This is a genomic window from Mariniphaga anaerophila (assembly GCF_900129025.1).
Lineage (GTDB): Bacteria > Bacteroidota > Bacteroidia > Bacteroidales > Prolixibacteraceae > Mariniphaga > Mariniphaga anaerophila.
The window spans coordinates 21,489-46,861 of record NZ_FQUM01000002.1 but is presented as its reverse complement, the minus strand read 5'-3'; the positions used below and the strand labels follow the sequence as shown (position 1 = coordinate 46,861).

Annotated in this window: 13 protein-coding genes; all 13 read right to left on the bottom strand. The window is 39.0% G+C overall.

Features of this window, described 5'->3' with window-relative positions:
- Nucleotides 1-471 precede the first annotated feature (471 nt).
- Nucleotides 472-4,032 carry a T9SS type A sorting domain-containing protein gene (locus BUB08_RS03410; RefSeq protein ID WP_072998977.1) on the bottom strand — a complete coding sequence of 1,187 codons (3,561 nt, stop codon included), beginning with the start codon at nucleotides 4,030-4,032 and terminating at the stop codon, nucleotides 472-474.
- A 191-nt stretch (nucleotides 4,033-4,223) separates the two neighbouring features.
- On the bottom strand, nucleotides 4,224-4,541 hold the full coding sequence (locus BUB08_RS03405) for a hypothetical protein (RefSeq protein ID WP_139249606.1): 318 nt from the start codon (nucleotides 4,539-4,541) through the stop codon (nucleotides 4,224-4,226).
- Nucleotides 4,542-4,902: 361 nt separating this feature from the next.
- Complete coding sequence (locus tag BUB08_RS03400; protein WP_217651550.1) at nucleotides 4,903-5,694, bottom strand: alpha/beta hydrolase; 792 nt, start codon at nucleotides 5,692-5,694, stop codon at nucleotides 4,903-4,905.
- A gap of 179 nt (nucleotides 5,695-5,873) precedes the next feature.
- On the bottom strand, nucleotides 5,874-7,310 hold the full coding sequence (locus BUB08_RS03395) for a glycoside hydrolase (RefSeq protein ID WP_072998971.1): 1,437 nt from the start codon (nucleotides 7,308-7,310) through the stop codon (nucleotides 5,874-5,876).
- A gap of 81 nt (nucleotides 7,311-7,391) precedes the next feature.
- The gene (locus BUB08_RS03390; protein ID WP_072998968.1) at nucleotides 7,392-8,807 is read right to left on the bottom strand and encodes a sulfatase; all 1,416 of its coding nucleotides are present in this window, start codon (nucleotides 8,805-8,807) and stop codon (nucleotides 7,392-7,394) included.
- A 20-nt stretch (nucleotides 8,808-8,827) separates the two neighbouring features.
- Entirely contained in the window at nucleotides 8,828-11,323 is a 2,496-nt protein-coding gene (locus BUB08_RS03385; RefSeq protein WP_072998966.1) for a glycoside hydrolase family 2 TIM barrel-domain containing protein, read from the bottom strand.
- A gap of 100 nt (nucleotides 11,324-11,423) precedes the next feature.
- The gene (locus BUB08_RS03380) at nucleotides 11,424-12,851 is read right to left on the bottom strand and encodes a sulfatase (protein WP_072998964.1); all 1,428 of its coding nucleotides are present in this window, start codon (nucleotides 12,849-12,851) and stop codon (nucleotides 11,424-11,426) included.
- Nucleotides 12,852-13,287: 436 nt separating this feature from the next.
- On the bottom strand, nucleotides 13,288-13,947 hold the full coding sequence (locus BUB08_RS03375) for an SGNH/GDSL hydrolase family protein (RefSeq protein WP_072998962.1): 660 nt from the start codon (nucleotides 13,945-13,947) through the stop codon (nucleotides 13,288-13,290).
- A 268-nt stretch (nucleotides 13,948-14,215) separates the two neighbouring features.
- The gene (locus tag BUB08_RS03370; protein ID WP_072998961.1) at nucleotides 14,216-15,127 is read right to left on the bottom strand and encodes a BT_3987 domain-containing protein; all 912 of its coding nucleotides are present in this window, start codon (nucleotides 15,125-15,127) and stop codon (nucleotides 14,216-14,218) included.
- Between the two features lie 26 nt (nucleotides 15,128-15,153).
- Nucleotides 15,154-16,878: a RagB/SusD family nutrient uptake outer membrane protein gene (locus BUB08_RS03365; RefSeq protein WP_175549936.1), complete on the bottom strand. Its 1,725-nt coding sequence runs from the start codon at nucleotides 16,876-16,878 to the stop codon at nucleotides 15,154-15,156.
- A gap of 82 nt (nucleotides 16,879-16,960) precedes the next feature.
- A complete protein-coding gene (locus tag BUB08_RS03360) occupies nucleotides 16,961-20,014 on the bottom strand; it encodes a SusC/RagA family TonB-linked outer membrane protein (RefSeq protein WP_072998957.1) in 3,054 nt (1,017 codons plus the stop codon).
- Nucleotides 20,015-20,042: 28 nt separating this feature from the next.
- Complete coding sequence (locus BUB08_RS03355; protein WP_083570558.1) at nucleotides 20,043-21,890, bottom strand: RagB/SusD family nutrient uptake outer membrane protein; 1,848 nt, start codon at nucleotides 21,888-21,890, stop codon at nucleotides 20,043-20,045.
- Nucleotides 21,891-21,908: 18 nt separating this feature from the next.
- Nucleotides 21,909-25,058: a SusC/RagA family TonB-linked outer membrane protein gene (locus BUB08_RS03350; protein WP_072999816.1), complete on the bottom strand. Its 3,150-nt coding sequence runs from the start codon at nucleotides 25,056-25,058 to the stop codon at nucleotides 21,909-21,911.
- Nucleotides 25,059-25,373 lie beyond the last annotated feature (315 nt).

Genomic DNA, 25,373 nt, shown 5'->3' with positions numbered 1-25,373 from the left:
TTTAATATTAAAACAACAAAAGTATTAAATTAATTTTACACAAAAGTAAAAGTTAGTTTCTTCTATATCGTTCCTGTGATAAAACAGCCAAGCCTGTGGACGCATTTTCTTTTCGTAGAGGAGAATAAAAACAAATCGCAAAAAGAATTTTTTGGGAACGAATCAGGTTCATCTCTTTTTACCCTGACATTCGAAAAAACTCATTATTTCTAAAGGAATGAGCAACTACATAAAAGTATTGGAAGCAGCTCCCATCAATTTTATCGGCTCAAGAAAGAATTTCATATAGCAAAAAAATATTCTGCCTCTTCTTTCGCAACAAAAGCTATCTGTTTAGTCAAAAAAAAACTTTGTCTAAACCCAACAAAAAAAGAAGCTGTCTGAAAAACAGACAGCTTCTTCCTTATTTAAAAGGACACTATTTAAAGCACTTCAAAGTGCGAAAAGCATCCCCTTTGAAATTTCGAGGTATTACATTTTTACGATTTGTTTTGTCCACGTTCCTCGTTTATGCGTACCTTTTACAAAATACACACCCGGCTCGAAAGAAGAAAGGTCTATTTCGTATCCGGATTGAACCCGAGGCAAAGACAATACAAGTTTTCCCCGCATATTAAATACAGACACGTCGCTTTCGCTTATTTCGGTTAATTCGAGTGTAACCAATCCTTTTGTCGGATTTGGAAATAAATGAACCAGGGTTTCTGCAATTTTATTTTCATTAATACCCACAGTTGTTACGATAAAGCATTCTGAAGTATCTGCACAACCACTCTTATTCGAAACAACTACTGCGTATTCGCCATTTTCGTTTGCAACAAAAATGTTTGAGTTTTCTCCTTCAATGGGTTCGTTTGTTGCGCAATTAATCCATTGATAGCTTTCCGCGTCGGCTTCTGCCAAAAGCGTTATCCCGTCGGTAGAAGACACAGTAGAAACAGGTTTTTCTGCAATAGTCAGAATAAGCTGCTGTGTCGAATCACAACCATTTTCGGTTGTCAAGTTCTGTATATATGTACCGGAAGAAGTATAAACTTTTCCGTCGGACCACGTGTAAGAATCACATGCCTCTACGGTTTCACTTTCAAAGTAGCTTTTATTAATTGTTAAGTCGATGGTGATTATCGAATCGCACAACACGGCATTGGGAACAGTTTGTGTGTATATACCCGATTCTGTATAAGTTTCGCCATTCAACGAATAACTGTCACATGCTGTTTCTACAATGGTTGATGTTGTACTATTCAGAATCGTTAAATCTATTACCAGCGTACTATCGCACCCGTTGCTTGCAGTCAAATTCTGAGTATAAACTCCCGTAGCATTGTACGTTTCGCCATTCAAAGTGTAGCTTTCGCACGCTGTTTCCATAATGTAAGAGGTGATGGCATCTGGCTCTGTAATATAAAACCTTACAGTGCTACTACAATTATTGGCATCTGTTACGATACAAGTCCATGTACCTGCCTCAAGGCCGGTTGCCGAGTTTGTTCGATCTCCCTCCGGAGTCCCGGGAGTCCAATTATAACGATATCCGCCAACTCCGCCCGTAGCATTAAAAACACTTGCAGCCCCATCTGCTCCTCCGTTACATGAGACATTGGTTTGTTCATCAACAACAAGAACCAATGCAGTTGGCGCGGTAATATTAATATCAACAGTAGCTATACATCCATTAATGTCAGTTACCATACACGTCCATAGTCCAGCGCTTAATCCTGTTACTGAAGCAGTTCCGTCACCTGCAGGATTACCTGGTGTCCAATCGTAGGTAAATGGTCCTTCCCCACCGGAAACCGATACCGAAGCAACGCCATTTGATCCACCGTTACACAAAACGTTGGTCTGGTCGTCAGCGGTTACTGAAAAACCACTCAGCTCAGTAATTATAAAGTCAACTGAAGCCGTACAACCGTTGGCATCAGTTACGGTACAGGTCCATGTTCCAGCACTTAATCCTGTCACCGAAGCGGTTCCGTCACCGGTTGGTGTTCCAGTCCAGTCGTATGTATAATCAGCAGTTCCTCCTGAAACCAATACAGAAGCTGCACCATCTGATCCACCGTTACAAGAAACGTTGGTTTGGTCGTCAGCTGTTACCATAAGAGCGACTGGCTCAGTTATAGTGAAGTCAACAGAAGCAGTACAACCATTGGCATCAGTTACTGTACACGTCCATGTTCCTGCACTCAATCCTGTTACAGAGGCAGTTCCGTCACCGGTTGGAGTTCCAATCCAGTCGTATGTATATGTGCCTTCCCCTCCTGAAACCAATACAGAAGCTGAGCCATCTGATCCACCGTTACACGAAACGTTGGTCTGGTCGTCAGCTGTTACCGTAAGAGCGGCAGGCTCAGTTATAATGAAGTCAACAGAAGCAGTACAACCATTGGCATCAGTTACTGTACACGTCCATATTCCAGCACTCAATCCTGTTACAGAAGCAGTTCCATCACCGGCTGGTGTTCCTGTCCAATCGTAGGTATATGTGCCTTCCCCTCCTGAAACCAATACAGAAGCTGAGCCATCTGATCCTCCGTTACACGAAACATTGGTCTGGTCGTCAGCTGTTACCGTAATCGCATCTGGTTCAGTGATAATAACATCAATCGAAGCGGTACATCCACTTGCATCAGTGACAGTACAGGTCCATGTTCCAGCACTTAATCCTGTCACCGAAGCGGTTCCGTCACCGGTTGGTGTCCCAGTCCAGTCATACGTGTAATCAGCTGTTCCTCCTGAAACCAATACAGAAGCTGCGCCATCTGATCCACCGTTACACGAAACGTTGGTCTGGTCGTCAGCTGTTACCGTAAGAGCGGCTGGTTGCTCGATTGTAAAGCTACGAGTAGCTATACAACCAATATTATCAGTTACAGTTACGGTGTATGTTCCGGCAGCAAGACCAGTTGCTGTATTTCCTGTTCCTCCGGATGGTGACCAGCTGTAAGAATACGGAGCTACTCCTCCTGACGGTGTTACTCCTGCTGCTCCATTAGCTGCTCCATTACAGGTTGCATCACTTTTTGAACCTGAAACATTAATATTAGAGACGGACAGAGTTGCTCCATTTGAATTTGCTGAGCAGTCAGCAGTTTCGTTTATGGCTACACAACGGTAATTATAACCGGTCATTGCAACCGATGCACCTGTAATTGTTAATGTCGAAGTAGTTACCCCTGAATAAGTTCCTCCATCAGATACATTTGCAAATCCGCCTCCTGCATCTACCTGCCATTGGTAGGCTGTTGCACCTGTTGCACTAATTTCGAAAGTAGTATTTCCATTGTAACAGATACTCCGATCCTGAGGATTAGCTGTTACTACAGGAGGAACACAAGCGTCTGCAAGTAGTTGAAAATTGTCTAAAGCCATTTCCTCATTGCCCGCATTTGAAAAACAAAGTACTCTTAAGGTTAGCGTTGTACCCGTACCTGCTATTGCTTTAGTGAATGTTGTGAAATTCTTAGTCAGCAATGCTCCGTCTCCTATACCATCGCCATTTGTATCTTCTGCAAGCGTTTTGTTATCGACTCCACTTGAGGTATTGTTGTTGGAAAAAAAGCGAAGAAAAGATTGGTACGCACCACCATCAATACTATATTCGACAATGATGTAATCACTATGAGAGTGCCCAAGTAATTGATTTTCGAACGCTGCCCCCTGATTATTCGCCGCGAAGAGACCTTTGAAAGTCAGTCCTGTTTTTCCACTGATGTCAATGCTGGAAAAGACAATGTTCTGTTCTTCGTTACCAGCCCCAAAAAGTCCTCCATGATTTTCTCCGGCCCAAAAATACGAGCCACTCTGACCCGTGTAGAAATCAAAAGATAAGTTGATTTCGCTATTGGTTGTTCTTTTGAAATACATGGAAGAAGGGTCACCTAAACCTATATTGTTCGAGGGGGTTCTTACTCCGGAAGATGGAGATCCAGGGGCCTCAAAGTCATCAGACCAAAACTGAATCTGACCGAACAATATTCCGGACATAAGCATTCCCAACACAAAAAATAAAATGTGTTTTGTTGTCATAACTAATTTGCGATATATTTATATGTGTTTATGAATAACAATTCAGCACACAATAGTAAACAAAAACCATTAAACGATTTAATAGTTTTTTGTCTTTTTGTGATGGTATTTTTCTGGAATACTAAATAGTTTTCTAAAACACACTAAAACTAAAGGGAAATAGCAATTACATTATCTCCTTTATTTTCTAATTATTTGACAAATTTTATGCGATTGATCAGTCCTTTATTTTCCAGAAAAAGCACATAAATACCGGGGAGCAAATATTCCACATTTACTAATGCCGTTTTCTGATTTATTATCTCAGCGTTAAATAGAACACACCCGGTTATATTAGAAATTGAAACATGATTCGCACCAACCGGCAGGTCAATCAAAGCCAGGTCATTTCCGCCATTTTGAAGAAACACGTTCAGCCTATTTCTATTGGCATTGTTTACCCCCACTGTTTGCAAAGACGCCTGATACTGCTCCCAAAGAGACAGAACAGACTCATCATACTCCCGCATCAAAAACCCATTAATAGACCAAGGATCAATCTGAAACGCTGACCGATTTATTTTTTTTAATAAGTCGGGATCTTGTTTGGTTTTTTTGAATCTAAAAATAAAGGCCACGCCTAAAAGACGTGGCTTTGAACTTCAAATTGCAAAAAAAACGTTCAGGGCAGATCCTCCTAAATTCCTTCTTATTTTAAGGGCGCGCATACCTTCTAATTATTTTCTTACACAGACCAATCTTCTATTGAAATAACCTTTTACCTAAGAGTGGTTGTCCGAAAACTTTTGCTTCACAGCTAAGGACGAAAAAATAGAATACCGGAAGCGACCAATATTTCCATTTACTCAGTCTAAAAATAATTTCTACTAACTATTCAATCAATTTAGCCCTGAAGAAAGAAGCAGTTTTGTCCATTGTATATTCAAACCATTCTTCATAATTCCAAAAAGCGTGAGGTGCATTAGGGATCAAAACCAGTTCTGTATAAATGTCCATTTTTGCAAGTTTGTCAATAGCCAATATTGACTGCTCGTAATGCACCACAGGATCGCTGGAGCTGTGTATTAATAACATCGGGGGAGTATCTTTATCAACATACGAGATGGGAGATGCTGACTTCCACAATTCGTAATCTACAACCAAAGGTTTTCCCAGCCATTTGACTATCCCTTTATTATCAGATAGTTTTGTAAAATCCATGAGTGGAGCTAATCCGACAACTGCCTGAATAGCAAAACCTTCATCCCGGGCCGAAGGATTCAGCGAATTAATTTTACTTGTAACTCCTAGTAACGCCGCTAGATGAGCTCCCGCAGACCCTCCAACTGCTCCGATTGAATAAGGATCAAATCCATATTTATCGGAATTACTCTCAATCCACTGAACAGCTGATTTGAGATCCATTAACGCAGCAGGGAACAGCGCTTCAGTAGATGTTCTATACTCAATACAAATTGATGCAAATCCTCTCTGAGCCAAGGCAGCAGCCATGTGACCAAACCCCTCCTTATCTCCCCTCGCCCAGCCGCCGCCCCTGACAACGATCAAAACCGGAAGCTTTTCATTTCCAACATTACTTGGTCGATATATATCAAGGAACAACTGTCGGTTATTGTAACTCACGTAATTAATATCTTTCTCCACTACAACTCCACTCGGCACATTACGCTCAACCGGAGTATAATTTTGACCCGAGCAACTAAAAATAAAAACGAAAACTGGAATGATAATGGATATAAAAGCTCTTTTAATATTCATTTTCTATTTGTTATTCTCTTTTTCCGAGATATTCGTATCCTTCTATTAACAAACTAAATATTTAATAAAGCCCAAAAACCTTCTTAATTATTAAGCATTATCTTGAAAAAATAGAGTGATTGCCCATCAATATCATAACTAAAATGACTCTGCTCCTTGGCCGCAAACTTACTTTCGGCACCCGAACGCGGCAAATCCTTTTGCCACTTAACAACGTCAATTATTTTGCCAGAGATGTCCCGATTCGCCAGCTCGAAAACAACATCATCAAGTTTTTTTGAACTTTTATTCAATATCCACAAAGACAAAGTATTTTCTTTAATAAATGCTGCGGTAATTGCATTTTTGGAAGGCATGCTTACCTCGACATACTTACCTCCATTGGCATTATTTACCACTTGCTTAAAAATTTCATACTTTCCACTCTTTGTGATCGAACGATTATTCCAATGAGACCAGATCATTGTGTGCCCCTTTCCCCCGTCCGGACCAAAAAATAACCATGTGTCTATTCCTGAGAAACCGGCTCGTATATGCTCCCAAAAAATTGCGGAATTTAATATTTCATCCTGTAACTCTACCCCTATCCACCCATGCAGTTCGGTATTCCATGCAGCTTTTCCCCAGCTGTTTGCAGCACGGGTAAACTCCTCTAAAACTCCCCCACTACCAGTATTGTGGACGGAGGCAATATCAAACCCATTTTGCTCACCCGATACAGTATTAATGCTGTCTAACCAGTTTATTCCGCCCTGCACATTCCAAGTTGAAGGAGCGATGAGCAAAGGCATATTAACCCCGGGAGCTAACTTCACCGGGAGGCTATCTCTAAGGTATTTACAATAGCTCGGAGTAATAATTGTCTGTTCGTTTGATGCATCAAGATATGTAATATCGAAACCTTTCTCCTTCATTAGATTGAGATAATTGGCATAATATTGCACCAGCTTATCCACATGAAAATTCCCTTTTTTCCAGCGAGGCACATCTATGCCATCAACTTTTTTAGTTCCATCCGAATACCATTCCTGTATCCAAGCCGGGTAGGGCGACCAAGGCACATTTTTTTCATGTCCCCAAACCTCCTCCTTTTCGCTTTTACTATAAGCTTCGTCCAACGGCCTTGGACTGGCGAAAAAATTTATGTCGGGATTTGCTGTTTTCATGGCATTCATCATTTCTAGTTCCTGCTCATAGGCATTCTCATTATAAACCCCTTCTTCTGGCTCATACGCACATGAGATAGCCACTCGTATATATTCAGCATGGAGTTCTTTTACAGCCAATTGAGCCAACTCTTCTTTAATATTACTACGCCAATACCATAAACGTTCAGCATCAATACCCAATTTAATCTGTTGCTTTTCTTCTGAAGAAACGATGACTTTCGGAGATTCCTTCGGAACAACAACCTCTTCTGGAATTTCGTCAGGAATATCAGGTTCACTTATTTGCTTCTCACAGCTACTGCAAACCAAGCTAAAGGCAAGGATTTGAAAAAATAAAAAAATACGTTTCATCTGTTTTTTTCGTTTGTGGTTTAATAAAAATTCCAAATTGATTAACTTAAATCTCTTTTCTTGAATAGATTCGCAAGAATATCATCTCTCATAGTCAGGGTTAGATGTCGGCATCTGAGCATCAACCCGATTCTTCCATTTTGCCATATCCCTCTTCAAATTCTGAACTTTCTTTGGGTACTTTGATGAAAGCTCTGTGGTTTCACCGATATCTTTTTTCAGATTAAATAATTTATATTCATCTGTTTCCATAATATGGATAAGTTTCCAGTCTCCCTTTCGCACTGAACTGTATGGCGTTGCTCCCTCAATATGATAATGTGGATAATGCCAAAATATCTCGTTCCGCCCCAGCTTAGCTGAAGAATTTCTTAATACCGGAGAAATGTCAACACCATCAAAAGAACGCATTACTTTGCGATCAACATCCAACTTTGCCAGCTTGATTAAGGACGGCATAAAATCCGGAGAAATAATCATTGATGTTGAATCAATAATGCCGGGACTAGTTATGCCAGGAACGCGAATAACTAAAGGGACTCTAACTCCACCTTCGTATATATCACCTTTACCTGACCGAAGAGGGTAATTGTTGGTTACCGGCTGCTTGCCATTTCCTATTAATCCTCCATTATCCGAGGTGAAAATGATGATGGTATTTTCATATAACTCCAAATCTTTTAGCTTTTCTGTAATCTTTCCAACCGCATCATCCATATGTTCAACCATAGCTGCATATACCGGATTATCTTGTCGATTTTCCGAAGTCAAAAGAGACTTGTACTTTTCTACTTTTTCTGCTGTCGCCTGCAACGGGGTATGCACATTATAAAACCAGAGGTTCATAAAAAATGGTTTTTCCTGATTCTTTTCCAAAAAAGAACAAGCTTCATTTGCCAAACGTTCCGTAAGGTACTCATCATCTGAACAATCAGTCAAACGTGGATTTCCAAATGGTGGAAAATATCCATTATATCCCTGTTTTTTATTTCTATTTGGAGAGCCTTTTGCCCATCCTCCAATATTCACATCAAATCCATGATTTTCAGGCCAGTGCTTTTCTTCTTCGCCCAGATGCCATTTACCAATGTGTATCGTTTTATATCCATTATTCTTAAAGACTTCAGCTAAGGTAACCTCATTACTATCGAGATACATGGTCCAATCTGGTACTTTCAATTTAGCCTTTGGATATTTCCATCCTTCAATCCAGTCTGTGCAGCGCAACCTGGCCGGGTATTTTCCTGTCATTATACTTGCGCGAGAAGGAGAGCAAACAGTACACGCAGAATAGGCATTAGTAAACATTACCCCATCACTTGCAAGGTCATCCACATGGGGAGTTTGATAAAAGTCACTCCCAAAGGAACTAATATCCTTCCATCCCAAATCATCTACTAGAATAAATATTACGTTTGGGTGCTTTTTGTCTTTGGCATTTAACCATAAACAGCCAAATACCAGCAAAAATATTGTTACAGCTACTTTATTTAACATATAAATTCTTTTTTATAAACCTATTTAACTTGAAGTTTTGCCTCTGCACTATTTAGCCAATTCGCAGAAAATCTAACCATTACCTCTCCCTGTTCCATTCCTGCTTTGATGTATGCAATCAATCGCCCGTGGAAAGCACGATGAACATTATCGGTATAATCAGTCATATCCTTATTATTACTAGCTTCTATTCCCAGCAAATGAGCATCCCCATAAATCTGACATTTTATTTCATCCTCAGAAAGCATTACAGGGACATTCTGATCGTCTACTATTTGAATCGCCACCTGGGCAACGCCTCCTTGTTTGATCTCTTTTTCATAGGGCAGTATTTTAATTTTATACGGTCTGCCGGAAGTCTGTATATAAGATCTACTTGTTTCTAAGTTTTGAGCATCCATCGCAATCACTTCAAGCTTTCCGGGCGTATAAGGAATATCCCAAAAAATAATCCCATTCTTTTTATCATAATTCTTTGTTTCTCCAACAGTCTCATTATTCAGTAACAACTTCGCTTTAGCTGCATTTGTGTAACAAACCACCCTGATTAGTTGACCGCTCCGATAGTTCCATATTGGCCATGCATCCATCGACGGAGCTTTCTCCTTTTTCTTTGTTGCCTGGTTTTCATCTTCCAATTGAGACCACACATCTTCCATATTACTAGTGCCGCTTTCTCCCGGTACCGGATAAGTTCCCAGGTAAGCCATGGGCTCTTCGGACCACAGAGATCTACGAAAATAACCTCTGGGCTTGATAAAACCGCCGAAATCTACCAAGCCGGAGTAAAAGCCACGCGATGGCCAGCGGCCTGACTCTCCCAGATAATCGATGCCAGTCCAAAGGAACTGTCCAAAAACAAATTCGTTGTCTTCTACAATGTTCCAGGATTTCAAGTCATGTCTATTTTCACTTCCAAATATTACTCTCTCCGGATATTTCACGTGGTCGCGCTCATATAAACTCTCCGTATAATTATATCCGGTAATATCCAAAGCAAATGGGTAATCGGTTTTATTCGACATTGCCACTCCTGCCAATCCGGCTGTGGTTGGCCTTGATTGATCATATTGCTTCACTACTTTCACCAGTCGTTTAGCAATATCTCCCAGGCGACTGGCATTCGGAGCATCTTTCTTGTACCCACCAAAAACAGGTTGAGTAAAACCTGATTCGCCGCCACCATCCAATACCGGATGAGAATACGGATCATTAGGATAATCGACTTCATTTCCAATACTCCAGGCAAAAACAGAAATGTGATTTCGATCTCGCCTAACTACGTCCGCCAGATCTATTTCTCCCCATTCATCAAAATAGTCGAACGAACCTTGAAAGCCGGGAATGCCAACATTCCAGCCCTTGAGCCATTTTCGTTTAGGAAATTCCCACTCGTCAAATATCTCATTCAAAACAAGCAGTCCTAATTCATCACACAACTCATACAAATCAGGGGCTTGCGGATTATGACTTGTTCGGATTGCATTTACCCCGATTTCTTTTAAAATTAAAAGTCTTCTTTTCCATACCTCGCGAGGAACAGCTGCCCCCAATACTCCACCATCATGATGAAGGCAAACTCCTTTCACCTTCATCCACTCATTGTTTAGAGCAAACCCTTTGTTCGGATCAAAAGAAAATGTTCTAAACCCAGTATTTGTCTTCACCTCATCAACGAGCTCTCCCTCATTATAGACCAAGGTTTTTAATGTATACAAAGTTGGATGGCTAAGGCTCCAAAGTAAAGGATTTTGAACACGTAGGCGAGTATTTATTGTTCCTGAAGATTCTCCTTCAATAGTTATTTTTTCTAAAGATTCAGCCACTAGCTTGTCTTCCCGATCAAATAGTTTATTTCTAACAGTTAATTTGGAAAGCGTGTTCTTTCCATTCTCGACAGACACTTCAACATTAAGGTCGTATTCGTCGCCAACTTTCTCTGGATAGGCATAAACTCCCCATTGTTCGACATGAATTGAATTAGCATACACGATCCAGACATTACGATATATGCCTGACCCCGTGTACCACCGTGAATCTGCAGATTGACTATGATCAACTTTTACTGCAATAACATTTTTTTCTCCATATTTTATGTATGGAGTTGCATCGTACATAAACGACACATAACCATTGGGACGTTTTCCCAAAAGCACTCCGTTTAAATAGACCTCACTCCTGTTGTAGACTCCCTCAAAATACAGATACACTTTTTTACCATCATTGTATTTAGGAATCTCAACATATTTTCGATACCACCCGACACCTCCTGGCAAATAGCCACTTGCACTGGCATTATCAGGACTTAACTGTTGCTTAATACTCCAGTCGTGGGGCAACTCAATTGTACTCCATTTTGAATCGTCTAAATCAGGATCTGCTCCGCTTTCAACGTCCTTTAACAGGAATTTCCAAGAATCATTTATCTTTTCAGGATTTCCAAACGACACCTGAGCGACACTACTATACGCCAGACATATCGACACAAAAAAAACACTTAATAGTTTCAATTTCATAATACTCTGTTAATAACATTAATAGCCTCCATTTCAAAAAAACTCTCACTATCGCAAATCAAATACCTACGTCTTTCAATTATTTTGATCAATTCTGTCATTAAAAATTCAAACCTGCGCTATTGAAATTTCTCCGGTTTTTATCATTAACCCACGCTTCCAATATCCTCTTCAATTCATTCGTCTTCTCGGGGTAAACAACAGAGAGATCATCATTTTCGCCTATATCATCCTTCAGATTAAACAGTAATGTTTCTTTGCTTTCAAGAGAATAATGAAGTTTCCAATCGCCTAAACGGACAGAAGCCTCCGATTCCTCATCTAATAGTCGATCTAGGCATTCACCCTTTTCATTAGTCTGTAACACGCCTGGGGAATAGAACAATATTGGTCGCTCCTTCAACGCTTTGTTATCCAGTAGAAATTCTGAAATATCTGTGCCATCAAGAGCCTGAGCATTGGGATGGGTTCCTTGAGTCAAATTCATAAAAGTTGGAAAAAAATCAAGATTTACCACCGGCATATCAGACCGACGAGGCTTTATTTTGCCTGGCCAGCGAATAGCCATTGGAACCCTTACTCCCCCTTCAAAACAGGACCCCTTGGCCGCTCTTAACGGATTTTGTTTGCTAAATGCAGAAATTCCTCCGTTGTCAGAAGTAAAAACAACTAATGTATTTTTATATAATCCCAACTCATTAATTTTATTAAGAAGCCTTCCGATGTTGTAGTCCACAACTTCAACCATAGAAGCATATGAAGGATTATTCTGATTCTCCTCTTCTCTCTTTTGCCGATACTTTTTTATAATAGCTTGTTTACCTTGAATTGGAGTATGAACTGCGTAAAACGGTAAATACAGAAAAAAAAGATTATTCTGGTTATTTTCAACAAATCTTAATGCTTCGTCTGTCAGTCTGTCTGTCAAGCACTCGCCTTCTGGAGCCTGAATATCAAGGTTCTGATAAGGAGCAAAATAGCTTTTTGGAGAGCTTTCAATTCCTCCACCTACATTTACATCAAATCCCTGCGTCGTAGGATCGTGACTTAGTTGCCATTTCCCGAACATTCCGGTGACATAACCTGCATCTTTTAGCATCTCAGCCATGGTATAGGCACTATCCTCCAAAAATGTAAAATTGGATACTAAATCTGAATCACCAACTAGCTTTTCTATCCGTAATGATTCTGTTCGGTTGCGTACCTCTGTATTTAAATCATACATCCCCGACATCAAACAAATTCTGCTTGACATACCATTAGGGGCTCCAGAATAGGCATTCTCAAAGACAATACTTTCTTTCGCAAACTTATCCAAGTTCGTAGTTTCAAAATAGCTGCTCCCCATGAAGCCAACATCGTTCCATCCCAAGTCATCAACCAGAACAAAAACGATGTTGGGTCTTTCATGAACTAAATGCTTTTTATGAATAGAAAAATTGTCACAACTAAACCCTGTTAATAATAAGATTACCCACAAAACAGTTTTTCTGTAAAAACCATTCTCCATCCTCCATCTACTTTCCATTACCGCCTGTTGAGTTTACACTTTCCTGTGCCTGTAACTTTGTCATTCCAGTTCCCAACACTAGTACCACATATAGTATGCATCTTGTTAGACTACTTCGTGCCGACTTCATCGGGATTAACTGGGGAAATTGTTTTTTTCTCATCTTTGACCTCCTTTTTTAGTTTTTTACTACTACTTAAATATCTACAATGATTTATTTATGCCGGTTTTTTACTCTCAGGAGATAAGGCTAACGCCATACAAACATGCCCAATAATGTTAGTCAACTTAATTCTCCTACTGTTCTATTGACTCTGGAATGGCGTATTCCGATAACAAAGCAATTTTCTATATGATCTTCCGGACTATCTCACGTTCCACACTAAAAAACCACTAAGAAATCGTTTCCATCATTCCTGAAATCAATCAGCTATTCACTCAAAATCAATCAACGCTATTCAATTTCTTTTTTCAAAAAATTAGAGATTTGTTTTCCTATCTCATCGTAGCCCTCTTTTGAATAATGAACATCGTTAGTATCTCTTCCGTGTCTTTTATGTACCGATACTGACTTTTCGAAGATGTCATTAATTTCTACTCCATTGTTTTTCATTACTTCTATTGCCGCCTGATTATACCTTATCACATCTTCTTGATATCTTCCTGCCTCGTTTTCGGGGACATAAGTAGATGTCACAAAAACTAATTTGGCATCCGATTTCTTTTTTATCAGCTTAACAATTGAATCAAGATTATTTCGATATTCATCTATGCTGAATGTAATCGTTCCGTTTATTTTATCTCTTTTTCCCTGTTCTTTTGAATCCGGATGCCGATAACATAAGTCCCAAAGCCCCCAGTTAAACTGTATAATATCCCATTTTTCATCGCCAATCCAAGCTTCAATATTTTCGAGACCTGTTCCGGTATGCTGAGCATTGCCCGGGTTATGAAACACGTCTGCAACCTCTTTTAAATCTTCTTTTACAAAAGGAGTATATCCCAAAGAAGTAGAGTCACCAATTATTAAAATTTTGGGATTACCTTGCTGGCAGCTCACTAATACGATTAATACAAATAATGCTGCCACAATTTTGCTACTAAACTTTTTCATTCTACTTAATTTAACTATTCTATTTATCAACTACTTACTTATTAAGTTCCTAACAACCGACCCACTTAATCACATTTAAACAAACAATGCATGTACAGGTGACAATAAACACGTGCACTCAAAGTCATTTCTGACAGTATGCAACAACGTTACAAATCAACATCCGTAATTAATTTGAGAAAACTTGTTTTTAGCTTACTCCTTTTATGATAAGATGCGTACAAGAGAGAAAGCGGTCTTTTTTTTACATCGTTTTAGGTTCTCGATGTTACCATTCCTCATAACGAAGATCAAACTCAGGCTTCTGGCGCAAAATCAGAGTATCTGTCACATGATAGTTTATTCCGTCATCTGCAAATAAATAATCTAAAAAGAATTTAGAGTTTTCAGAATTGTATGTTCCGGAACTATTTAGTAACGTGATAGAATTATTATCTACGACATCAATATCAACAGAATAATCGTCGTTGACAGAGAGTTCCAAGTTCCCCTTTCTTCCGTTATTAAGACCTGACGTGGAGATTTCGTTTAAAGAAATGGTTTTATATTCTTTGGAAATGTTTTGACTTAGATCTTTTTCGGAATATACCACCTCTGCTACAACGGTACCATCGTCATTAAGCGTTTCTTCAATTCCTTTCTGATAATAAACACCATGATAGGGACTGACATATTTTACCACTATGATCGTGTAATCTCGAGCGGCAGTTGAGGCATCCCCTTTTAAGATACTATCGGCCGATGTTTCATAAATTTCTATAGGCAATGCATAAGTATTTTGAGTTGCCAACGGATCTGAAGTAAATAATTCTCTGTTGAGAGTTAATGTAACATCTCCTATAAATTCCCCTGCAGGAATTTTAAAAAGTTCACTGTTACTGAGAGTATAATATGACTCAGGTAACAACTTGAACTTATTGGCACCCTCTACCACATTTAACAAATCAGGCTCGATTCTATACTTCACCCATTCTTCCTGAGTATTTTCTCGTACCCCGCCAAGCACAACTCCGAAACGAAAAGTCATATTTTCACGAGCCACGATTGTGCGCAAAGGTTTCTGACTGGCAAAATATACTGCAGAATAATCATAATCTTTAATGTATTCCTCATATTCTTCACAAGCATTAAGCAGCGATATTAAAAGGAATGCTAGAATTAGTACTTTACTTATTTTCATTGGTTATCATTTTTTATATCCGTACTTTATTTATTCCACCCTCGGTTATTTTTCAGATGAGGATTTCGAATCAGCTCAGCATATGGGAGAGGCGAATAATAATACTTCTCTCCATTATATTGTCTCTTTTCAATTTCAATCAATTCTCCATCAGGGTTGGTTCCCAGAAACTGAATACCGTCAGATGTTTTCTCAATCTTAACACCTCTTACTGATTCATTTAAAGGCATTTTCCATCGTCTCATATCGAAGTACCGGTGATTTTCAAAAGCAAATTCGATACGCCGCTCGTTTTGAATGAGCTTACGAAATGCTTCTTTTCCCTGGGCAACTACTTCATCCAAATACGGGTCAGTACTAATGCCCAGAGTCTTTTTCCTAATGTCCCGTATAATATCGGCAGCACTTCTATCTGTTCCCGGTGCAATACCTTCTGGTCCCACAGCCTCATTTGATGCTTCTGCCCAGTTGAAGTATATTTCAGCTCTTCGTAGTAACGCATGCTGGTGAAAATCATTTTGTAATTCACCCACCTTCAGCATCTCCGGCTTTCTTGATAACCATTTTCGCAAATAATATCCTGACCTAGTATTTTGATAGTTGTAGCCGGGAGCATCAAGCCCGGGCTTGCCTTTTTCAACATCATAATAAATTTCCAAAGGTCGCCCGTCTTCTTCGGCAGGAATACCGTTATAATACACTGTTAATAATAATCGTGGGTCGCGGTTAACATACGGATTCTGAGGATCGTAATCAGCCTCTTCCCGGGCTATAGGATAACCATTAGCCGCAGGGAAAGCATCTACCAAGTTCTGAGAAGGACAGGTGCGTCCGGCTCCCAACAAATAAGGAGGCAAATTTCTTAATTCCAGAGTTCTATTGTTGTGATATTTACGAAACAAAAATTCATCAGGAGTAGTCGCTACATCATTATATAGTTTTTCACTCAGGGCAGAATAGTCGCCGAGCTGACCCTCAACTACTGCTGTATAACCAGCCAGTGCTGCTCGAATCCACTTTTGTTCAACAGATAAAGCAGACTCTTCAGATTCAGGCTGAAATGCAGGGCTTGCAGCATAAGTATAAACTCTAGACCTCAGAGCAAAAGCAGCTTTTTGGGTTGCACGCCCGACCTCAGCGTCGCTATAAACGGCATCGCCTTTTAACGTATATGCAAATGGGAGATAAGCAATAGCAGTATCCAAATCACTAATTATTTGCGCAACACACTCTTCGTAAGTATTCCTACTTTGGGATTCTACATCCAGTTTATCACTTTCTCCAATGCTACGTGTTATAATTGGGTATCCTAATGCCTCACCATCATCTGTCAGACCGCCGTAAACTTTCAGTAATTCCATCCCCCACCATGCACGAAGAAAATGTGCTTCGCCTTTCAAGCGCATTCTAAATTGCCCGTCTATCTGCTCGTCTGCGAGATAATAAATTATATTTTCACCCAGGCCATTCTCCAGAAAAAGGTTTATATTACGGAACTGATTATATGCAATACCCCAGTTCTGTAAAGGATTTGAGAAGGCGGTAAGGCCACCTTGAGACATGGTATATAAGTCAGATCCAAAATCATTTAAAACGGCATTATCGGTTGCTACATCCAAAAAGTTACTTCCACTATAATGGTCAAATTGTCCAGGAATATCTGAATAAGCATTCATTAAAACTCCCTGTGCTTTACTCGGCAGTGTCCATGTCCATTCATCACCATAAGAATTCTCTATTCTAGGTTCCAATACATCTTCACAAGAACAAAAGCTTATTATGAAGAGTATAACGAATAATATTTTATATGTTTTCATTATTGTATATTTTGTATTAAAATGATACCGCAATTCCAGCAGTTATGGTTGACAGTACTGGGTAATTTGATACCCCGGCGTTGATTACCTCCGGATCCAGATCTTTTACTTTTGAGATGCAAAATAGATTTGTACCCCTGGTGTATATTTTCACGCTGTGAGCAACCGGTATTTTAGACAGAGTATAGCTAAGTTCAACATTTTTCAATCTGAAGAAACTTGTATTCTCAATCCAAAAATCAGAATTGTTCATATTGTTGTCAGCTCTTGTCGTAGTTAACCGCGGATAAGTTCCTTCCGGATTATTTATGGCGTGATATCGGTCTGAAGCAAGAACCGAATATTTCCCATTTCCATAGTTGGCATAATAACTATTTTTAAGCCATTTATATACACCTACCTGTGCCGTACCAAGCACATAAAAACCCCAGCCTTTATAATTTAATGAAATATCAAAACCTAAAACAGCCCTTGGAAATGAATTTCCCAACGCTTTTCTGTCCAGATCATTGATTTCATCATCTCCGTTCAAATCTTTATAAGCAATATCTCCCTCGCCATAAAAGCCCAATGTCTGGAGCACTTGTCTATTCAAATCAACATCTTTACCAAATAGTCCTTCACTAACATACCCAATCATTACATCAGATGATTTTCCTATCGTTCTGCGATAGTCCTCAGAATATAGAATTTCATCCTTTTTCTTCACCTCATTTTTGGACCAAATAATATTACCACCAATTTGATAGCTGAAATCTCCCTTGTTTTCTCCCCAGTGTACTTCTGCTTCAATCCCATTATTAGCAACTTTGCCCCAATTCATATATGGGTACAGCCCTCCATAAATACTAGAATACTCCGAATTAACTTTTTGTATTATTCCATCGCGCAACTCGTTAAAGTAGTTGACATCAAATGTCAGTCTATTGTTGAAAAGCAATCCTTCCACACCAACATTAAGCTCACGTGAAGTTTCCCAATCCAGATTAGGGTTACCAATCCAATCTAGCGAAATTCGAGTTTGATCTGTCCCTGAATTTTTTTCTCCAAACTGGACGTTTCCATTATCATACCAACGATTTGTATACAGGTAATAAGGAGTAGAGGCATCATAACCTAAAACACCGTAGCTTGTTTTTATTTTCAGGTAATCAACCCAATTAATGTCAGAAAACAAGTCCTCTTCTGAAATAACCCATCCTAATCCGGCAGCGGCAAAAGTTCTGTATTTGTTTTCTTTATTAAAACGATTGCTCCCCATTAATGAAGCATTAAACTCAGCAATATATTTATGTTTATAAGAATAATTAGACCTAAAATATACGTTTGTATTTTCAACATCCTGCGATGCTCCACTAATCTCTTTTCTATAATAAAAATACCCTAACGAAGAATTCAAGTTATGATTATCGAAAGCTCTGCTATAATTTAGCTGGCCAGTCCAGCCAACATTTCGCACATTATTATTACCCCCAAGCGTAACATTTTTGTTTATTTTTTCATCCTGTACTTTTATAAAAGCAACAGAATCGGAACCGGTATGCCCGGTGAGCCAAAGCGGAGAATAGGTCGCAGGGCGTTTGTCTAATACCTCCTGACCATAAAAATAATTATCAAAGGTTATAAAAGCTTTAGCAGAAAGGCCTTCGGCAACAGCCTTTAAATCCATATTCAATCCAAAATTCATTTGAGCATTAATGTTTTCAGACTTAGCATAACCACTATACAAAAAGCTGCCTAACAAATTATTCGGGGAATCTGTGCTTCCACCCAACGCAGGAACACCTTTATTGGTTGCTTCTATATAGTCTTCAGAAATCACTAAGGGATATTCGTTTGGACGATGTGAGCTTAGTCGGCTAAAGGCAGTAGAGTGATTAATTGCACTTCTTTTCGCAGAGTTTATTTTACCCGAAATATCCATAAACCCACTTAAGTTCTCTGATATTTGGACATCAAGATTTCCACGTAATGAAAAACGATTATTGCGTGGGTTGGTTCCAATCTTTTCTAATCCGGTAGACCCCACATAACCGAGTATCATGGCATATTGAGTCTTTTCATTCCCCCCTGAAAACTCCGACGAAAACTTTGAATATGTCGTATAATCCCTCAAAAAATAATCGTAATAATCTACATTCGGGTAACGCAAATCGTTTTCCCCCTCACTGTTCTTATACCCTTCCAAAGCGACATCACTATATATCGGACTTAACCCATCATTAACCCTCGCTTCGTTATATAATTTTGCATACTCATACGAATCAAGAAAACTCGGAGTATTGGTAGGAAGACCAATTCCACTCTCGAAACTTGTTTCTATAACTCTCTTGTGTTTTACTCCGCGTTTTGTTGTGACAAGCAAAATTCCGTTAGCAGCTCTGGCTCCATATAAAATCTTTGCAGTTGCATCTTTCAACAACTGAATTTGTTCAATTTCTTCAGGCAAAACATCATCAATAGGACGCTCAATTCCGTCAACAATAGTCAATATTTCATTGCTTCCGCTACGATGTATTCCTCGCAGATACAACGTTGAGGAATTATCGATCACTCCTCCTCCATTCATTATTGAGACCAATCCAAGCCCCTTGCCTTGCAAAGCATTTGACAACGCGTGGTCTGAATACGACTCCAGTTCTTCTCCTTTAATTATGCTAACTGCCCCGACAATGTTTCTTCTTTCTTCTGAAATTTTCATTGGTAATTCAACCGCCGAATTTTCCCCTGTAAAAAGGGGTATTTGTTTCATAACAATGGTTCTGTTAGGCAATGTTGTTGCTATTTCCCACACATAGGTTTCATAACCGAATGCTTCTACTGTAATAACCGAATTTTCTTTTAAGCTCACAGAAAACCAACCATCTTCTGATGCTGGGGTTATTATGTCTCCTGCATTAGAGAAAATCTTCACATTCTTTAACGGCATATTATCTTCCCCGACTACTACACCCGAAATGTCAATCATTCTTGCTGACTTTTCTTTTGCCTGATTCTGAGCAACCAATGTACTGGTGAGACAAAAGAAAAGTATTAATACATATTCTATATTTTTTAATATCTGTTTCATTATGACATCATTTTATTTGATTTTTTATTTACCATCCTGGGTTTTGTTCCAAATTTCCCAAATGATCAATATGATCTTTTGCAATTGGATACCAGTAATGTTTACTATCAAATGCCCTTGTCTCAGTGGTTACATCCATAGGAAAATAGGAAAATTGTTTATCTGGAACCGTTTTTACGCGTGGTGTCTGGTCAATCACGTGAATACCTTTAATTGGATATGTTTCATTGAACAAATCCTCTGCAATCATCCAGCGGCGGATATCAAACCAACGATGGTTTTCCCACATTAATTCTATTGCTCTTTCATTTCTTATGCGTTCTCTGAATAATTCCTTTGAAGAAGTAAATTTGCTATTTACCGGAACCATTCCCACACGGGCTCTTACGCGATTTATTGCTTCAACTGCCGTCATTCCATAGCCTTCCGGATCTAAATTCGGACCGTAAGCTTCATTCATAGCCTCAGCATAGTCAAGAAATATTTGAGTCGTTCGGATGTAAACTGTATTGTAATAATATTTAGAAAAGCCGGCATTATTGTAACCATTAGCTTCGGGCCACCACCATTTAACACACATATAACCGGTAGGAACAGTTCGTAAGACATTAGCGCTCAAGTCTGCTCCACCATCCCATGTTTCAAGATACATAGGAGTACCATCTTTAAATAATCCCCACTCTCTTCCGGGGTATAAAATATTGTTGTAAAAACGGGGGTCGCGGTTATTATAAGGATTACTCCAGGAAAAGCCGGAATTTGGATCATCGAATGGATAAGCCTGTCCATCTGTGGTATTGATGACTTCAAACATATCTACAATATTTTGAGAAGGAGTTGTTATTGCCCAACCGTAATTCCCTGTATTTTTAGAAAAGCGCATATTCTGAAAATGAATAATCATATCATTTTTTCTACTTTCTCCGGTTGAATTGAGATACCACAAAGACTCTTCGCTTACAAAATTTGGATAATGATAAAAAACGAAACGATATGCGTCTGCCTTCTGATCTTCCGGCAAATCTTCTCCCATCATTTTTTTTGCCGGCAACTCATTATCTATATATTGTAATACTTCGTTTGCATATTTAGCTGCCTTTTCTGCCCATTGTTGATTATACCCGCTATTCTGAACCGTGCCAATTGGATTATTCATAAGCGGACTAGCCGCGTATAAACTTGCCATGGACTTAACGGCCATTGCAGCAACTTTTGTTATCCTTCCGGTATTTGCTTCCGACCATTCATTGGGGAGTAAGTCAATGGCCAGATCTAGATCCGAAAGCATCCACTCAGTTGACTCCTGGTATGTTTTTCTGGGAAGATCAAGCTCCTCATCCCCAACAAATACATGATCAAACAGTGGCATTCCTCCCCACCTCCTTATTATTTCAAAATAATTCCATGCCCGAAAAAAATAGGCTTGCCCAAGCAACTCTTTTTCTTCTGCATCGGAAATGGTATTCATTTCCGGCACATTTTTTAAAATTTTATTTGCAATTCGAATGCTGTAAAATGCATTGGAAATGACGTATCCTTCTCTGTTCCCAAGACTTCCATCGCCATAACCTACTTCCAAAGCCTCTGATTGGTTAAACCAATTGCCTGCATTCATAACATGTACAAGTTTCGAATAGATATAGGTTGTTGCGGCTTCATCCGACAATGCCGCAATATGTGGCCTGTTTACTGTCTGACTTTTCCAATACATATAGTCATTCAATGCTCTGTAGCAATTATCCAAATACCCTTGCGCAGACAAATAATTTTCAAAAACATCCGGTTCGTCAATATCCAGTTCTGGGGCTAAATCCAGATATGTTTCACATGCTGAAAATATCAATGCAAGTAGTAGTATATTTATTCTTTTCATCATATCAATTGTTTGGTTTATTTAAAAAGATGCACGTACACCGATATTCATCCGCTTTACAACGGGATACACCCCGGAGCTTTTTGATTCCGGATCGATGCGTTTATCGAGGTTAGTTAAAGTTATGAGGTTGTTGCCATTCCCATAAATTCGAAAATTTTTTACCCCAAATTGCTGAAGAAACTTCTTATTGAATGTATAACTGATCTCCACATTCTTTAACCGAATATAAGAAGCGTCGCGATTAGTATAAGTGCTTGGCATCATACTAAATGAAGTGTTTACAGAGTGAAGCACCGGTTTGGTTGCAGAGTCTGCATTTTCAGGCGTCCAACGATTTGTTGCGTCCGGACTAACTTTATAGATTACATTTCCTCCGTCAACATTATCCCAATAAATAAACTTGTCGAGTTCTTTTGACATATTGGTAACACCATACCATGTCATGTCAATATTCCAACCCTTATAACCACATCCTAAAGTTAACCCATATGTCTTCAATGGATAACTTAGTTCCCTTATAACCACTCTATCGCCATCCTGATCTATAACTCCATCGGCATTATAATCGACATACATAAAATCACCGGGAACAATTTGTCCTTGTAGTGTAGTATTATTTGGTGTTGAATAGATAAAAATATCATCCAGATCTGAATAAAAATCGTAAACAAGATAACGGGTTTGAAAACCAATTGGCTTCCCTGCCTGTCTTTGATACTCAGGTGTATTCACTCCGTCACCCCGAGCAACAATCCGGTTCTCGTTGAAAGCGACATTCCCTTTAATTCGGTACTCCCAATTAGACCCAATTTTATCGTTCCAAGCTAGCTCAATCTCTGTTCCCTGGTTTTTTGTTTCACCGATATTCGCTTTAGCCGCTTTTTGAACATACCAGATAGGCGACCACAAATCCATCAAAATGTTGGTACGTTTCTCATTATAGATATCAATTGCGCCACTAAGTTTTGACCACAACGTAATTTCCAAACCATAATTTTGTTTTATCGCCTCTTCCCAGGTTGCGTTTTCATTGGCTGCATTACCTTCGGTATAAAGCGGGCCATAACTTGTAGAATTTGTTTCTCCAAATTGAACACTTCCGCCTGTATTATACGATTGTTGGTAACCAAAACGATTTGCTCCGTTATCCATACCCGACATTCCGTAAGAATATTTCAGTTTCAAGTTGGTTAAAAACCCCTCTGCAAATTGTTTAACAAAGGGTTCTTCTGAAACACGCCATCCGGCAGAAACAGAAGGGAAAAATCCAAATCGCATACCCGGTGCAAAATTCTCTGACCCATTATATGCGCCGTTTATTTCAGCTAAATATCGTCCGTTCCAATTATAGGTAACACGTCCAACCCAATCTTCCTGTCTGTGGGGTATTCTAAAGGTTGTTGTTCCAGACAGTCCTTCGTTTTCACGACGGCTGAATAATGCTAAAGCAGAAACATTATGATCTCCAAAGGAACGTGCATAATTTAAAGCAATTTCGTAGTACAAAAACTTTCGAAAACCATTACCCAACATATAGTCGTAAGATGCTGATGGTTCGGGATTTTGCGCATTATCACTAGGCCATCTCTCTTCTTTTAGTAGCGGATAGGTACCGTTACTATTTGGATTAGCATAATCATATTTTCGATGATACGAAATAGCGTTGGGTCCGAAATTTCCGCCAGAATAACGCTGTATTCTAGAGGCATTTGCTGATTCAGAATCAAAAGACACTGTACCTTTAACAGACAGTCCCTCAGTTATTGCATCTAATTTCTGTTCTAATTTAAAATCGACAAAACCCTGATAATATTTATATATACGTTGACCTTTATCAAAAGCAGTCATCAAATTGCCTTCCCCATTTTCTGCTGTTCCCCATTCTCCGTCAGAATATTTTATAGGGAAAGTATTTTGATCTGATCGATATAATGCCTGAAAGAACTGTTCCTGCCCCCAACCATCTTCTCCGTTACCGTCAATTCGATAACCTGCCTGGTTTCGATAACCTAACTTCCCTGCAATGTTTACTGACAGCACCGTTGTTTTCGTCAGGTTAAAATCGAAGTTAGATCGCCAGTTATACCTTTTATAATTAAAAGATGGGTCGAATAATTCATTTTCTTCTGAATTAAAAATATCTCCGTCGTATAAATATCCAAGAGACGCAAAATATTTCACAAAACTTGTCCCACCGCGGATATTAACATTATAATTTCGTTGATAACCGACGTCAATCATTTCATTCCACCAGTCAATCTGAGGAAAATAATCATTGTAGGCTCCATAGTTACCAGTAGAATATGCTTTTCTCCAAGCATCAATTGTGGATTCAGGAATCAACTTGTCCCATTCTTTGTCGTTTATCAAAGCCTCGTTCCATAGCTCCATGGCGGTTACATAATCACCGTATTCTGGTTTTACTGTTGGCATTTTAAACCCGAAATTTGCAGAAAAACCAACATCCGGGGCAGAAACCTTTCCTCGTTTTGTAGTGACAAGAATAACTCCATTACCACCCTTCACCCCAAACACAGCTGTTGCAGAAGCATCTTTCAAAACTGACAGTGTTTCTATTTCATTAGGATCGATGTCATTCATATCACGTTCTACACCATCAACCAGCACCAATGGAGAAGAACTTTGCCAACTGGCCTTGCCTCTAATGAAAATATCTGCTGCATCTGCACCAGGTTTTCCATTATCTACAATTGCAGTAACACCAGGCAACATCCCCTGTAAAGCCTGCGAAACAGTTGTTACGTTTCCCGCCCTCAACAGTTCTTCGCCGTCGGTTTGCGATATTGATGCAATTGATGATGCTTTTTGCTGAACACCGTAACCTACTACAACAACTTGTTCAAGTTCTGTGAAGTCTTTAGTCAGGTTAATTTTAAAAAATGTCTGTCCATCAACTTGAATTTCTTCAGTTTTATATCCGACAAAGGATATAATAAGAACATTGTCAGTCTCGACATCAAGACTAAATCTGCCTTCAAAATCAGTTACTGTTCCTCTTTTTTGATCTGCTAATGCATTTTTTACAATAACTGTTGCCCCAGGCAAAGGCTCGCCGTTATCAGAAACGATGCCTTTAACTGTAAGTTTTTGAGCCCAACCCACTGCAACAATCAGTAGCGTAAAAACAGTTAATTGGATTTTTTTCATAGAATTTAGATTATTTATTAATTCATTGATTTGGCACATTTTAAATACATGCCTAGTTCTGATTCCAAAAGTATTGAACATGGATACGATTTGTTATGGATATCTAATCATTGAATATGATAATTCTGACAAAACCAGATAAAAACAAAAAGCATTGACTACAAGCACATTGCATATAAATACGAATAATATATTGCATTATCTGATTAATAATTTATAATATTGATTATGTTAGTTATTCTTATTTGGCATTAGAGGGGTAATTAATATAAAAATACAGATAACCTACATGCAGTTTTTTCGCTGTATATTTAT

Excerpts from the sequence above, each read along its gene's own strand:
- BUB08_RS03350 (WP_072999816.1), bottom strand. The coding sequence starts at position 25,058 with ATGAAAAAAATCCAATTAACTGTTTTTACGCTACTGATTGTTGCAGTG.
- BUB08_RS03385 (WP_072998966.1), bottom strand. The coding sequence starts at position 11,323 with ATGAAATTGAAACTATTAAGTGTTTTTTTTGTGTCGATATGTCTGGCG.
- BUB08_RS03360 (WP_072998957.1), bottom strand. The coding sequence starts at position 20,014 with ATGAAACAGATATTAAAAAATATAGAATATGTATTAATACTTTTCTTT.
- BUB08_RS03370 (WP_072998961.1), bottom strand. The coding sequence starts at position 15,127 with ATGAAAATAAGTAAAGTACTAATTCTAGCATTCCTTTTAATATCGCTG.
- BUB08_RS03380 (WP_072998964.1), bottom strand. The coding sequence starts at position 12,851 with ATGGAAAGTAGATGGAGGATGGAGAATGGTTTTTACAGAAAAACTGTT.
- BUB08_RS03355 (WP_083570558.1), bottom strand. The coding sequence starts at position 21,890 with ATGATGAAAAGAATAAATATACTACTACTTGCATTGATATTTTCAGCA.
- BUB08_RS03395 (WP_072998971.1), bottom strand. The coding sequence starts at position 7,310 with ATGAAACGTATTTTTTTATTTTTTCAAATCCTTGCCTTTAGCTTGGTT.
- BUB08_RS03375 (WP_072998962.1), bottom strand. The coding sequence starts at position 13,947 with ATGAAAAAGTTTAGTAGCAAAATTGTGGCAGCATTATTTGTATTAATC.
- BUB08_RS03410 (WP_072998977.1), bottom strand. The coding sequence starts at position 4,032 with ATGACAACAAAACACATTTTATTTTTTGTGTTGGGAATGCTTATGTCC.
- BUB08_RS03405 (WP_139249606.1), bottom strand. The coding sequence starts at position 4,541 with ATGCGGGAGTATGATGAGTCTGTTCTGTCTCTTTGGGAGCAGTATCAG.
- BUB08_RS03390 (WP_072998968.1), bottom strand. The coding sequence starts at position 8,807 with ATGTTAAATAAAGTAGCTGTAACAATATTTTTGCTGGTATTTGGCTGT.